Origin of the sequence: Ferruginibacter paludis, from assembly GCF_030409685.1 — a bacterium.
In the GTDB taxonomy this organism is placed as follows: domain Bacteria; phylum Bacteroidota; class Bacteroidia; order Chitinophagales; family Chitinophagaceae; genus Ferruginibacter; species Ferruginibacter paludis.
This window is the reverse complement of sequence record NZ_JAUFQJ010000015.1, coordinates 44,007-57,334: the sequence shown is the minus strand read 5'-3', so window position 1 is coordinate 57,334 and position 13,328 is coordinate 44,007. Positions and strand designations below refer to the sequence as shown.

Below are 13,328 nucleotides of genomic sequence, written 5' to 3'. Positions count from 1 at the left end.
ACACCTAAACCCGGGACAGTGGAAAAAAATACGCACAAACCTTTTCAGCAATTTGACAGCATCTCTTTTTATATAGTAGCCCATGCAGATGACTGGCACTTATTTATGCATCCCAATGTGTATAATGATATCATAGACCCAGGCTGCAAAGTTATTATCATAGTTACAACCGCTGGTGATTCCGGCTTTGGAGAAAATTTTTTGCTCGCGAGAGAGGAAGGGCTAAAAAGTGCTATCCGCTTTTGCCTGGCACCTTTCAACGATATTTCTGAATCTGGTGGCCAGAGAAAAATCAATCATTACACAGTGCATTATTGGTCAGCAAATACAACAACTGCTTACTTTTTACGCTTACCTGATGGTAACCTGGATGGTAAGGGATTTGAAGCAACTGGTTTTCAAAGTTTATCCAAATTTGCATCCGGGCAAACGGAGGCCATTGAAACAGTTGACCATGCCACCCGCTACGAGAGCTGGCCTGCATTGCTTAGCACGCTTGAATCGATTATTAGTTTTGAAAGCCATGGTATCAGCAATAAACGGGTGCACTATTTAAATCCCGATACGGCAATCAATCCAACTGATCATCCGGACCACACAGCTACAGGCTTTGCCATTCAATCCATCAGTACGATATCAACATTTTATCAATCGCTTTATATGGGCTACAATGCCGGCGCTGCACGAAAAAATCTATCTTTAAAAGAAGCTTTCTGGAAAGCAGGTATGTTTGCTGGATATGAAAAAGCGGTATACGATCGTTCGGGCTACAGCACCTTACGGGAAAATCCGGATATCTATACTACCTGGTGCAGCTGTACAGTCGAGCCTGTTATTGTAGCTCCACTGCCAGCTTCATTGGATGGCAAATAAACCGCCGCTGTTTATCTTTAAATTCATTACCACAGCTTTCTTTCAACCGTTGGTAAATGGCACTAACATTTACTTAAATACAATTTTGAACCGGGCATTTATTTTCCAATTAAACATCGTTGCGTCGCACACTTTTACAATATACCAGTGGGGAATTTTTATCAATGCGGTATTTTCGTCTCAATAGGTTTTGGCGGTATATACAATTTTATAAGTGGCCAAAACAGCATTTAAAAAAGATGTTTTGGCCGGATATAATTTTTTATATCCGGCCAAAAGTATAGTTTTACATAAATAAAAACCCGTTTAATGATTACTATTAGCGGCAGGGAAACAGAAATAGCCATACTGCAGGAATTACTAAAATCAAAAACGGCGGACCTGTTAGCCGTTTATGGAAGGCGAAGAGTAGGGAAAACCTATATGATTCAGACCTGCCTGCAGGAGCATATTATTTTTCATCTTACAGGCATGTACCAGGCGGGCTTAAAAGAGCAGTTACAGCAATTCAGCATTGTACTTCAGAATGCCACTGGCTCCGCACTTGCATTAAAACCACCAGCCAATTGGATCGAAGCGTTTAGTGCCCTGCAGGCACATCTTACGCCCCTGTTGCAAAAGAAAAAGCTGGCAGTTTTCCTGGATGAATTTCCCTGGCTGGATGGACGAAAGTCCGGCTTTCTTTCTGCCTTTGAACATTTTTGGAATAACTGGGCCAGCCGTCAGCCGCAATTGCTTGTGGTAGTTTGTGGTTCTTCAGCATCCTGGATGTTGAGAAATATTATCAATAACAAGGGCGGCCTGCATAACCGCATCACAGCCAAAATACCCCTTGCTCCATTTACACTTGCAGAAACAGAAGCCTACCTCAGGAGCACCGGTTGTAAACTTGACCGTTACCAGATTTTACAGATTTATATGGTATTTGGTGGTATTCCGCATTATTTAAAAACGGTGGGAAAAGACAAGAGTGCCGCACAGGTAATTGAAAGAACCTGCTTTTCCAAACAGGGTTTGCTGACCGGGGAATTTGATAATTTATACAGTTCTCTATTTGAATTGGCGGACAATCACGTCAAAGTAGTAAGGGCGCTGGGCGCCAGCGGAAAGGGGCTTACAAGGCAGGAGTTGATTACAATCTGCGGTTTAAGCTCCGGCGGAAGGGCAACTATTGTGCTGGATGAAATGGAAAAATCCGGCTTCATTCAGCAAACCATTCCTTATGGCAAAGTCAGCAAAGATGCCATCTATCGGCTTATTGATGAGTTCTCTATTTTTTACCTCAAGTTTATGGATAAGCGCAAGCCGGGTGGTAAAGATAACTGGGCTAAAATAAGCGAAGAGCCTTCCTACATTACCTGGTGCGGCATTGCCTTTGAAGCAGTTTGTTTAAAACACATTGACCAGATCATGCATGGCCTGAAAATAAGGAAGGGGGCTGAAACCTCTGCCTGGCGGTTTGTTCCGGCAAAAGGAAGTAAAAAAAAAGGTGCACAAATTGACCTGATAATCGACAGGAAAGACCTTATTATTAATCTTTGTGAAATGAAATTTTATAATAAGCCATTTACAATTGATAAGAAATATGCAGAAGTATTAAAGCAAAAAACGGACGTATTTACCGAAAAAATTAAGCCGCGTAAAACACTGTTTATAACTATGATCACGACTTACGGCGTTACAGATAACGAGTATGCCGACCAGCTGGTACAGCAGCAATTAGATATGAATGCTCTTTTCAAATTGTTATAAAATAAAGCCATAGATATACAATGACAGAATGCAAATCGTACATACTTTGCTTTTTGGAGTTTTGGCCGCATATAAAAAATTATATCCGGCCAAAACTATCCCGGCGAAAGGCAGCAAAAAATATTCAACTCAATTTTAAGCTACAACAAAAATGCATCAGCAGCTTGTATATTTCAAAAAGCCGTTTATCAGATTCGGTTTCCGGCGAAATGCAAACAACAACTTATTGCAGCCCTATTTTTACCAATCCACTTTTTGCAGCTTCTGTTATACAGTCATTTGAAATGCAGGTAATGATAACGGTACCAGTATGCGTTTGTATTCGTCGCAACAGGTAAGCAGCTTCCTGGTTGCTGTATTTGTCATGGGCATCTTTTACGTCGGTGCGTTTACCAAATAAAGCATCGGCTTCATCAAATACTAAAACAACATTCATTTGCGCTGCCTTATTGAATACAGCATCCAGGTTTTTTTCTGTTTCACCGATATATTTACTAACCAGCGACGACAGGTTTACCCGGTAAATATTTTTTTGCATATTGGCCGCCAGCCACCGGCTGGTATTATCTGATATTCCTTTATCACTTCCGGTTAATAACAAATGGGCTGCACCAACTTTTTTGGACCTGCCAATAAACGGGTACAGCTGTTTTTTTACAGCCGGTTCAACAGCAAGCAAACTGTCTGCGGCTGCAACTTTTATTTGCCTTTCCGGCACTACTTTTAAGGCAGACTGTGCTGACGAATATACACAGGTTGCGAATGACAAAAACAGCAGGCAGCATTTTTTATTCATAAAGATGAGTTTTAATGAATGGTTTAACTGACAAAATGAAGTAGTAAAATACGCTGTTTTAGTCACCAAACAAACTGAGAGCAATTGTAAAAAGAGCCGAAAGCACTATTTGGCAAACACGATAATATTCCCGTTCTGCAAATCGGTTTTTTTCGAAGTGAAGGAATAGGCAGATTTTAGCGTGAAGCCTTGCTGAACAAACAGGTCCATGATCTGTGTTCTGTTTAAGAAGGGGCGCACACAATCATGAAATCTTTGCCCGGGATACTTTGGGTTAATCTCTGCAATAATCACTTCACCTCCCGGTATCAATATTCTTTTAAATTCATTGATCATTTGATCGGGGTTTTCAAATTCATGCAGGGTTTTACGGCAAAGTATTTTTTTGTATCGCCCTGATGCCAGCGGAATATTGTTAACACCCCCAACGATGGTTTCACAGCCTGCCTGCATATTATTTACAAAACCGGTACTGGCAATGTTTCTTTTGATAATGGCCAGGTTGCTGGTGTCAATATCTTCCAGTACAAAATAAATATGAGGATAATAGAAGGCGATCTGGTTATCATGAAAACCCGTCTCACAGCCAATGTCCACCAGTGTATCACCATCAATCAAACCGTAGCGGCTGATTTCGTTATCATACACTTCCTGGCGATTATAGCGGGTAACGCTGCAGGAAATTAATACAACAGTTAGTATGAACAGTAAATATTTTCTCAATGCGGACGCTCTTTGATTTTACTTTGGGTGTAAAGCTGCTGTTGCTAACAACGGTTTAGCCGTTATTGAATTGCACAAATGTAAAATATTTATGAACCTGTTAGTTGTGTTCGCCAGCACATTTAAAATTGATGTAACAAAGTGCTGCTTTGATTTGCTTCTACTGCAGGCAATTTTACCAGTTCACTAAATAGAATGCTTTCAGGTGAAGTAAATACCCTGAAGGCAAAATAAAATCCATTTTACGCCAGACTAACTTATATTAGTTACTCCATTTAACACAGCCAGCCATGACAAAAAGCCTCCTGTATTTTTTATTCTGTTGTATACTGTTTCAAACGAATAGCTACAGCCAGGATACAGATAAAAACCCCATGAAGTTGTGGTATGATCAGCCTTCCCATGTTTGGGAAGAAGCATTGCCCATTGGCAACGGACATGTTGGCGCCATGGTGTATGGCATTCCTGCGCAGGAACACCTGCAGTTAAACCACGATGAGTTTTGGTCAGGTAGCCCATATACCAATTACAACAAGCATGCAGGACCAAAAGCCCTGGCTACAATCCGGCGAATGATCAATGATGGAGAGTATGGCAAAGCAGATAAGTACGCAGTCAATTTTATTGCTGAAAAAGTACATGGCGTAAACTATCAGCCGGCAGGCGATTTATACCTTGATTTCAAAGATCACCAGCAATACAAAAATTTAAGACGTGAACTGGATATTGCAAAAGCAGTCTCCACCACCACCTATGAAGTGGACGGTGTTCATTATACAAGAACCAGCTTTGCATCTTTCAGCGACCAGGTGATTATTATTCAGCTGACAGCAGATCAACCCGGAAAAATTAATTTTTCGGCCAGTTTAAAAACACCTCAAAAACACAAACTGACTATGGCTGGTAACAATACCTTAAGCCTCGCTGTAATTGCGCCGAAACACAGTGGCTTGCCTGGCGTGATACAGACGTCAGTAAATGCACAGGTGCACAATACCGGGGGAACAGTGCAGGCAAAAGACAGCAGCATCAGCATACAAAACGCCAACAGTGCCATCATCTATTTATCGATGGTTACCAATTTTAAGAACTACCATAGCATGATTGCTGACTCTGTAAATGCTGCCAGGATCATTGCTGCCAAATCAGCTGAATTAGATAAACAGGCCCAACAGAAAACATTTGATACTTTATTAAGCAATCATATAACAGCCTATCAAAAATATTTTAAAAGGGTTTATTTTGATATCGGTCAGACAGAAGCAACCGAATTGCCGACCAACGAAAGGCTGGCTAAATTTAAAGATGGCAACGATCCGCAACTGGTGAGTTTATATTTTCAGTTTGGCCGCTATTTACTCATCAGTTGTTCGCAGCCAGGCGGACAGACGGCTAATTTACAGGGCCTTTGGAACCCACACACCAATCCACCATGGGGAAGCAAGTATACTGATAATATCAACCTGGAAATGAATTACTGGCCGGCAGAAATAACGCAGCTGACAGAGATGCACGAGCCGCTGGTTTCGATGGTGAAAGACCTGAGTGTAAGCGGGCAATCAACCGCTAAAATAATGTATGGGGCACGGGGCTGGGTACTGCACCACAACACGGATATCTTCAGGGCAACGGGTGCCATTGATGGGCCGTGGGGACTTTGGCCAACGGGAGGTGCCTGGGTATGCCAGCACATGTGGGAAAAATATTTGTTCAACGGCGATAAGCAGTTTTTACAATCCATCTACCCGGCCATGAAAGGTGCCAGCGAGTTTTTTGTAGATGTATTGTATAAAGATCCGCACACGGGCTGGCTGGTGATATCGCCATCTGCTTCGCCTGAAAATGCACATGATGGCAACAGTCTTGCAGCAGGCACAACCATGGATAATCAAATGGTTTTTTCTTTACTTCACAATACCATCAAAGCCGCTACCATCTTGCATGCTGATCCTGCCTTTATTAAAGTAATGCAATCAAAAGCCGCCGGTATGGCGCCGATGCAGATTGGTAAATTTAACCAGTTGCAGGAGTGGCTCAACGACTGGGATAACCCGGATGACAAGCACCGCCACATCTCTCATTTATGGGGTTTGTATCCTGGCAGTTTAATCTCTCCTTACCGCAGTCCAAAATTATTTGAAGCTGCTAAAACATCGCTGGTTCATCGCGGCGATATTTCAACCGGCTGGTCAATGGGATGGAAAGTGAATGTGTGGGCAAGATTGCTGGATGGCAATCATGCTTATAAATTAATTACCAACCAGCTTACGCCAACGGGTGAAAATAAGGAAGGCGGCGGCACTTACCCCAACCTGTTTGATGCCCATCCGCCCTTCCAGATTGATGGTAATTTTGGCTGCACTGCAGGTATTGCAGAAATGTTATTACAATCGCATGATGGTGCGATACACGTGTTACCTGCTTTACCTGATCAATGGCAAAACGGTTCGATGCACGGTTTAAAAGCAAGGGGTGGATTTATTGTTGATATGGACTGGCAGAACGGACAATTGAAAAAGCTTGCTATAACGTCTGCCCTTGGCGGCAATTGCCGTATCAGGAGTTACGAACCATTGGAATTGAAAGATGCCCATCAGGTTGAAGGAAGGAATACTACTAACTCAAATCCTTTTTATGAAGTGTTGTCAATCAAGGCACCGGTTATTGCAGCCACTGCAACGCCTGCGGAACCAGTTTTAAAAAAGGTATACGAATATGATTTGCCTACAACAGCAGGTAAGACTTACGTGTTTGAGCTTTAATGAGCCGCTCCCAAATGCTATACAGTAAAAGTGTGCGACGCCAATGAAGCTTAATAGCAGCACTTCGGCCCGGTCAAAAAATACCCTCCATGCATTGAACTGCTTCAATCGACGGGCACTTGCATAAGTTGTCAAATGCATTCGTTACTTTCTGTAAGAAAATCATAAGGTATAAAACCCTGGTAGTGCGCTGCAGCAGGAATCAAAAAATCGTATATTACAAGTAAAATATTCTGGTTATGGAAGATTTTAAATGCTTTGCAAACCGGCTGCGTGTAATAACTGCTTTCCTTGCGTTATTAATGTGTGCAACAATTTCATGCACAGGGCAGTCCACACCAAAACGTGCATTACTGGCTTTATCAAAAACCAACCATATACTGGCCATTGTTGATCCCGCTTCGCTGACTATTCTTGCACGCATTCCTGTTGGTGAAGATCCGCATGAAGTGGTTGCATCCGCCGATGGTAAAACGGCTTACGTTTGCATTTATGGGGGTGGCAGTTTGCATGAGCTGAATGTGATTGACCTGGTAGCCCAAAAACCTTTACTCAATATTGATACACGACCATTGTACGGTCCGCATGATGTGAGCTTTGTAAACGGGAAAGCATGGTTTACTGCAGAAGGTTCCAAATCTATCGGCCGTTATGACCCCGCCACCGGCAAGCTCGACTGGAGTATGGGAACAGGCCAGGACAGAACGCATATGATTTATGTGAGCCCGGATGCCAAACGAATTTATACCACCAACGTGTCTTCCGGAACGGTGAGCATTTTGATTGATACGCTGTTACAGCCCGGAAAAATGGCACCTCCCAATGCAAAGCCACATGAAGACTGGACGCAAACTGTTGTTGCAACTGCAAGAGGTTCTGAAGGCTTTGACGTGTCGCCCGATGGTAAAGAATTATGGACCGCCTCCAGCGAAGACGGTAGCATTTCTATCATCGACCTGGCAGCAAAAAAACTGTCCGCGAAAGTAGATGGTAAGGTGAATGGTGCCAACAGGCTGAAGTTTACACCGGATGGAAAACAGGTTTTTATCTCCAGTCTGCAAACGGGCGAACTGACTTTTTTTGATGCGCAATCCCGGAAAGAAATAAAACGAGTAAAACTAGGTAAAGGTGCCGCAGGTATTTTGATGGATCCCTTGGGTAACCGTGCGTTTGTCGCCTGTTCCGCAGATAATTATATTGCGTTGATCGACCTAAAAACGCTGGAAGTAATGGGGCGGCTTGATGTTGGAGGTGTGCCCGATGGATTAGCGTGGGCGGTTCAGCAGTAGCATTATTATTAATAAGTGATAGCTTCAAAAGTGTCATAAAAATGAAAGCATTCTTTCTTTTTATGACACTTAATTTTTACAATAGTGTTGTATGCAAATCTGGCTCGGGCGGTGCATCCAACATTAACAATAGGTGGCTGCGTATTGCTTATGCCACTAAATCAACTTTCAAAATGCATTGTTAACACTTACATACTCTCCTGTGCAAATTCATCCGCCCTTTGAACTATCTTCGACTCCCCGTTGCCTTTAAATCCTGCGAACTTTTCTTTACCCTGGTTTATTTTGTCTTTTACTTCATCAGCTAATTTTTGTTTTTGTTTTTTTATTTTTTTTCTTGTTTCTGTGCCTTTATCGGGTGCGAATAAAATACCTGCGATAAGTCCGGCGGCAGCTGCGGCTACAATGGCTGTCAATATTTTTTTTGAATTTTTCATGATGCTAATTTTACAATTTGAATAATAAATACAAGGTAAACCTGCATCCGTACTGGAAAAATGACCGCTATCAGCCGAAGTTTTGACGGTTATCAATGTAAATTAAAAACGTTTTTTGGCTGTGATTTTTGTTGTTATAAAAAAGCTGATGTCAATTGGCTGACTGCGGATATTTTCCGGCATTTATCCGGTCACTATTTTTATGCAGGTTTTTCATAGGATATTGGATTAAAACGGGGCTGGATTTTTGTCCCAGGCCCCTTTTTTTATCTTCAACGGCATTATTCATTTAACGATAAATACCTTAACGATGCACACTGTTTTGCGTCAATAACAATACCTTCTTAAAGCCGGGGAAAGCCCGGCAAAAACTAACCGGGTATTAAATACTCTTATAAAAAATTACTATCGGGGTACATAACTATTGGTTGAAAATCTTTCGGCTTCAAACTCATAAAAATTCCGGTAATAGTGTTGACCCAGCCGTACCCTGTAGAGTGTATAATATGGCAGAAATAAAAAAGGAATATCAGCATACACGTACCTGGAAAATATTTTTTTCAAAGTTGTTGAGTTTGTCTTTTTATAAAAAGGCTGTAGCCAGGTATTAAAAACCTGGTATTCGTTATATTGAAAACGGTGTACTAATTCATGAGAAAGTATCCTGTCTTTTGTGTAACCACTTTGCGGGCCATAGGCATACACAATCGCTCTGCCGAATGTTACGCCGGAGGTGCCTTCCGAAAGAGTTGGCAAATTCAAAAGATTATTATTCTTAAAAATAATCTCTCCTGTCCGCAGGCTGGTGCCTGCATCAAATTTTCCGTAATTCGCCGCAATAATAGTTGCTACCAATGCTTCAGGTAATAACCTTGCTTTGATTTTTTTTGTCGCTGACGAAAAATCAAACCTGAGCAGTCCGGCATCAATAGTCCAGTTTTGCAGAAATGGAGCGTATGCTGCTGCATTTTCTATAATGGAATATCCTGCGGCATGCAGTAGCTTTGCAGGCCAGGCATATACATCCTGCTGATTTTTATTTACCAGGTATACAACTTTCTTGCCTGAATAATTGATTAGTCCGCCAATGCTTCCCTGCCAAAATCCTCTTACAAAAGCTTTTTTCCAGTTCACCTCTTTTGGTTTGTTAATTAAAGATCCTATGCCGGCACTAAAGCCTCCAAAGGCAACATTGTAAACAAGCACTGTTCTTTCCTGGTGCTGGGCAGACGCGTTTAAAAAAAGCAGTAATAATGCAATCGTGGCAATTCTGCTCATTAGCAATAATTATGGTATGCATAAGCCTCCATTATAGAAATACCAGGGAGATGGGATATTTTAGAAGCGTATTATGCTATGAAAATAGCGTATTATGTCGACACTTTGTATGAAGTTTAAACTAGAATTTGCAATTTCAATTTTTTTGATAAATCTTCAAATCAGTAAAATAACCTTCAGTTCCAACTTCCACCCAAAGGCCGATAGCACCGGATAAACCGGCGCCGTGTTTCAAATCGTTTACAATTAAAGACGGTTGCTTGTTATTATCGAGAAATAGTTTGGCCTGTGCATCTTTCACTTCAATTCGCATCGTAATCCATTTGTTCATTTCCATATCTGCATAGGCTTCATAGCGCTCCGGAGCTTCTTTTCTCAGGCGGTAAAATTTATAACCCGGGTAAGCATAATATTGAATGGAATGATTGCGCCGCACCTGGTCATCCACCCTTGCATTGACGGGCCGGATATAAATACTTTCATATTTTGTACTGCTGTCGTTGATACGAAAAGCAACACCTATAAAGCCTCTTGCAAAGTCTGGTGCATTTTTTAACAGCCTGCTCAATACCTTTACTTCAATCGTTCCATTCTTAAAATCAATTCCCTTGATCGTCACAAAAGTTGGCTCGTCCACTTCTTTTATACTTGAATCCTTTATAACTTTTAATACATTTTTTCCCTTCATCTTCTCAAGCGATAGGTAAACATGCACTGGCTCAACGGTGTTCTTACTAAGGCTGATTGATTGTGCATACAGGTTGTTTGCAACGAGTGTGAAGCCGCAGAATATGAATAACCAGGTATTTTTCATGATAATCATTTCCCGGAATCATTGCTTTAAAAAAGGTACAACACAAGCCCACACCGCAGGAAAATTTTCTAAGAAAACACCATGTCCACAATTGGGAATGACACCCACCAGGCTATGCGGTATCATCTGTGCGGTATGTACAACCCGCTGCGGAGGATTACCTCCATCCTTGTCACCAGCCATCACCAGCGTCGGACATTGTATCGTTTGAAAAAATGCACTGTCCAACGTTAGCTTGTTGTACATGCTGCCCAGTTTGGTGAACATTTCCTGTAATCGTTGTGGTTCGGGCATCAGGTTATATTGTTGTTTCCAGTAAACACTGTCCAACGCAACGGCTTGCTGAACATCAAAAGAAAAATTGCGAAGGCGCGGATACAATTCAGTAGCCCCAATAGCGATCAGTTTTTTTACAGTGCCCGGGTACATACTTGCCAGTTTATAACCTGCATAACCGCCGTCGCTAAAGCCCAGTACAATCACACTGTCTTTGGTTACTGCATTGATCACCGCCATTACATCATTCGCTTTTTGCTCATAGGTAATGGCTTCGGTTCCCAGGTATGATTTACCATGTCCACGGGTAGATACTGCAATCACCTGGTATTTTTTTGAAAGGCTGTCAATAAACTGGTGCATCTCGTACGTGGAGCCAAATATACCGCCGTGAAAAATCACCAATGGCTTTCCTTTGCCATACACTTCATAATAAATTTTTGCATCACCTACAGTTGCGTAATGCCCTGTTTTGGGGTTATTGCCATATTGTATTGCATTGGCTGGCGAAGCAACGGATTGCATAAAATGCCTGAGCTGTTTGGGCCTCTGTTGTTGGCCATACGTATGTAGCAACAAAAAGTTTAAAACGATAAAAAAAAGTGATTTCATTTATAAGTATTTCTTTTTTTATTGTGTTGATTGTTGAGCAAGCCAGTCATTTAAATCTTTTATAACTGCACCGTTTATCTGATGGCCCATATTGTATTCGTGGTAGCTTGATTGAATGCCCAGATTTTCGAGATATAATTCAGCTTCTCTTGCATATTGAACAGGTAGTGTATTATCCTGCACGCCATGAGCAATAAATACGTTTAATTGTTGCACCCCATCATTCTTGATGGAAGGCCTGATTTCAATTAGTAATCTGCCGCTCAATGCAATGATGCCTTTAATGTCTTTGGGATTTGTTAACCCAACGCTATAACTCATGATCGCTCCCTGACTAAAACCTCCAAGAAATACTTCATCCACCTTGTATTGTTGCTTTACCTGTGTCACAAATTGTTTAATAAGTTCCCTGCTGGAGGCTTCCTGTGCGGTATCGAAGATTGGTTTGCCTGTAGAAAAATCAACATTGTACCAGGCATATCTTCCGGCACCTAAAGTATATTGGCCGCGGGGACAAATAATTAAAAAATCATCCGGCAACTGATCAGCAAGACTGAACAAATCAGCTTCGTTGCTGCCTACTCCATGCAATAAAATGATTGCTTTCTTCTTTGCTGATTGAACCTTCGGCTCCCTGGCAAGATATTGTAACACCAGGCTTTCTGGCGTGTTGCTGTTTGTTCCCATTGTAATGGTATTCGTCCTTTATTGTTCTTATTAAAGTCCGTATGAAAGTAAAAAAGCAACAGCATCAAAGCGTGTATGCTGATATTCATTTATGCAATTTTACAGATGATTTTTAAGACAGCGCCCCTGGTGTTGGTGAACTTCCGGCCGGTTTTGATTTGTCTTCAGGCAGGGGGATAAATTCTTTATTGTCGTTTGGTGGCAGAATAATTCTACCCTGCTTCCAGTCTTCTTTGGCCTGCTCTATGCGTTCTTTACGCGACGAAACAAAGTTCCACCAGATAAAACGTTCTCCGATCGGCTCACCTCCCAGCATCATTAATGTAGTATCCTCTTTAGCAATAAGCAAGGGCTGATCTCCTTTACTGAACACAAGCATATTGCCTTCGCCATAGCCAATCCCTGCTACTTCGATGCTTCCTTTTACAATGTAAAATCCCCTTTCGGAATGCTCCCGCGGAAGATCAAATGTGGCGCCCTTTTGTAACGCAACGTGCAGGTAAAACAGCGGTGAATTTGTTTTCACGTCATTCCTCAATCCGTACGCATTGCCTGCTATCAGCCGCATCCACACACCTTTGTCTGTAAATACGGGCAATTGTTCAGGCGTGTAATTATTAAAAGTTGGTGAAGCCTCTTCATCTTTTTCCGGCAGCGCTACCCAGGTTTGTATCATTTCCAGGCCGCCTGAAAGTGCTGACGGCTCTTCAAATCTTTCAGAATGGGCAATGCCACTTCCGGCAGTCATCCAGTTTACTTCACCCGGCCGAATGATTTGCTGAACACCCAAACTATCCCGGTGTGTTACCTGCCCGCCAAACAAATAGCTTACGGTCGACAAACCAATGTGCGGATGCGGCAGTACATCCAATGCCGAAGGTGGCGATGGTGCATCAATGATGGGGCCTGCATGATCCATAAAAATAAACGGACCAATCATTCTGCGAAGACGGAAAGGAAGGATGCGTTTGACCTTTACTGCCGGGCTGATGGCAGCTGTTCTGGCTTCAATAACTATCTCTGGCATAA

12 protein-coding genes are annotated in these 13,328 nt (G+C 42.1%); 4 read left to right on the top strand and 8 right to left on the bottom strand.

What is annotated here, in order from left to right; all coding sequences use genetic code 11:
* Positions 1-18: 18 nt before the first annotated feature.
* Positions 19-873, top strand: coding sequence for a PIG-L family deacetylase (locus QWZ08_RS21140; protein ID WP_290339546.1), 855 nt, complete (start codon positions 19-21; stop codon positions 871-873).
* Between the two features lie 309 nt (positions 874-1,182).
* Positions 1,183-2,625 (top strand): AAA family ATPase, encoded by a 1,443-nt coding sequence (locus QWZ08_RS21135; protein ID WP_290339545.1) that lies wholly within the window; start codon positions 1,183-1,185, stop codon positions 2,623-2,625.
* Between the two features lie 223 nt (positions 2,626-2,848).
* Here QWZ08_RS21135 and QWZ08_RS21130 read toward each other — a convergent pair whose 3' ends face one another.
* Together QWZ08_RS21130 and QWZ08_RS21125 are read right to left on the bottom strand one after the other, a co-directional pair.
* Positions 2,849-3,421 carry an AAA family ATPase gene (locus QWZ08_RS21130; RefSeq protein WP_290339544.1) on the bottom strand — a complete coding sequence of 191 codons (573 nt, stop codon included), beginning with the start codon at positions 3,419-3,421 and terminating at the stop codon, positions 2,849-2,851.
* Positions 3,422-3,526: 105 nt separating this feature from the next.
* The gene (locus tag QWZ08_RS21125) at positions 3,527-4,144 is read right to left on the bottom strand and encodes a class I SAM-dependent methyltransferase (RefSeq protein WP_290339543.1); all 618 of its coding nucleotides are present in this window, start codon (positions 4,142-4,144) and stop codon (positions 3,527-3,529) included.
* Between the two features lie 290 nt (positions 4,145-4,434).
* Between QWZ08_RS21125 and QWZ08_RS21120 the strand changes: the two genes are divergently transcribed.
* Positions 4,435-6,906, top strand: coding sequence for a glycoside hydrolase family 95 protein (locus QWZ08_RS21120; RefSeq protein WP_290339542.1), 2,472 nt, complete (start codon positions 4,435-4,437; stop codon positions 6,904-6,906).
* Positions 6,907-7,145: 239 nt separating this feature from the next.
* Entirely contained in the window at positions 7,146-8,195 is a 1,050-nt protein-coding gene (locus QWZ08_RS21115) for a cytochrome D1 domain-containing protein (protein ID WP_290339541.1), read from the top strand.
* A gap of 188 nt (positions 8,196-8,383) precedes the next feature.
* Here QWZ08_RS21115 and QWZ08_RS21110 read toward each other — a convergent pair whose 3' ends face one another.
* From QWZ08_RS21110 to QWZ08_RS21085, 6 genes are all read right to left on the bottom strand, one after another.
* A complete protein-coding gene (locus tag QWZ08_RS21110; protein ID WP_290339540.1) occupies positions 8,384-8,632 on the bottom strand; it encodes a YtxH domain-containing protein in 249 nt (82 codons plus the stop codon).
* Between the two features lie 405 nt (positions 8,633-9,037).
* A complete protein-coding gene (locus QWZ08_RS21105; RefSeq protein ID WP_290339539.1) occupies positions 9,038-9,910 on the bottom strand; it encodes a hypothetical protein in 873 nt (290 codons plus the stop codon).
* Between the two features lie 136 nt (positions 9,911-10,046).
* Entirely contained in the window at positions 10,047-10,724 is a 678-nt protein-coding gene (locus QWZ08_RS21100; RefSeq protein ID WP_290339538.1) for a hypothetical protein, read from the bottom strand.
* 18 nt (positions 10,725-10,742) lie between these two features.
* Positions 10,743-11,612 carry an alpha/beta fold hydrolase gene (locus tag QWZ08_RS21095; protein WP_290339537.1) on the bottom strand — a complete coding sequence of 290 codons (870 nt, stop codon included), beginning with the start codon at positions 11,610-11,612 and terminating at the stop codon, positions 10,743-10,745.
* Between the two features lie 18 nt (positions 11,613-11,630).
* Positions 11,631-12,299, bottom strand: coding sequence for an alpha/beta hydrolase (locus tag QWZ08_RS21090; protein WP_290339536.1), 669 nt, complete (start codon positions 12,297-12,299; stop codon positions 11,631-11,633).
* Positions 12,300-12,411: 112 nt separating this feature from the next.
* Positions 12,412-13,326: a pirin family protein gene (locus tag QWZ08_RS21085; protein ID WP_290339535.1), complete on the bottom strand. Its 915-nt coding sequence runs from the start codon at positions 13,324-13,326 to the stop codon at positions 12,412-12,414.
* Between the last annotated feature and the right edge of the window lie 2 nt (positions 13,327-13,328).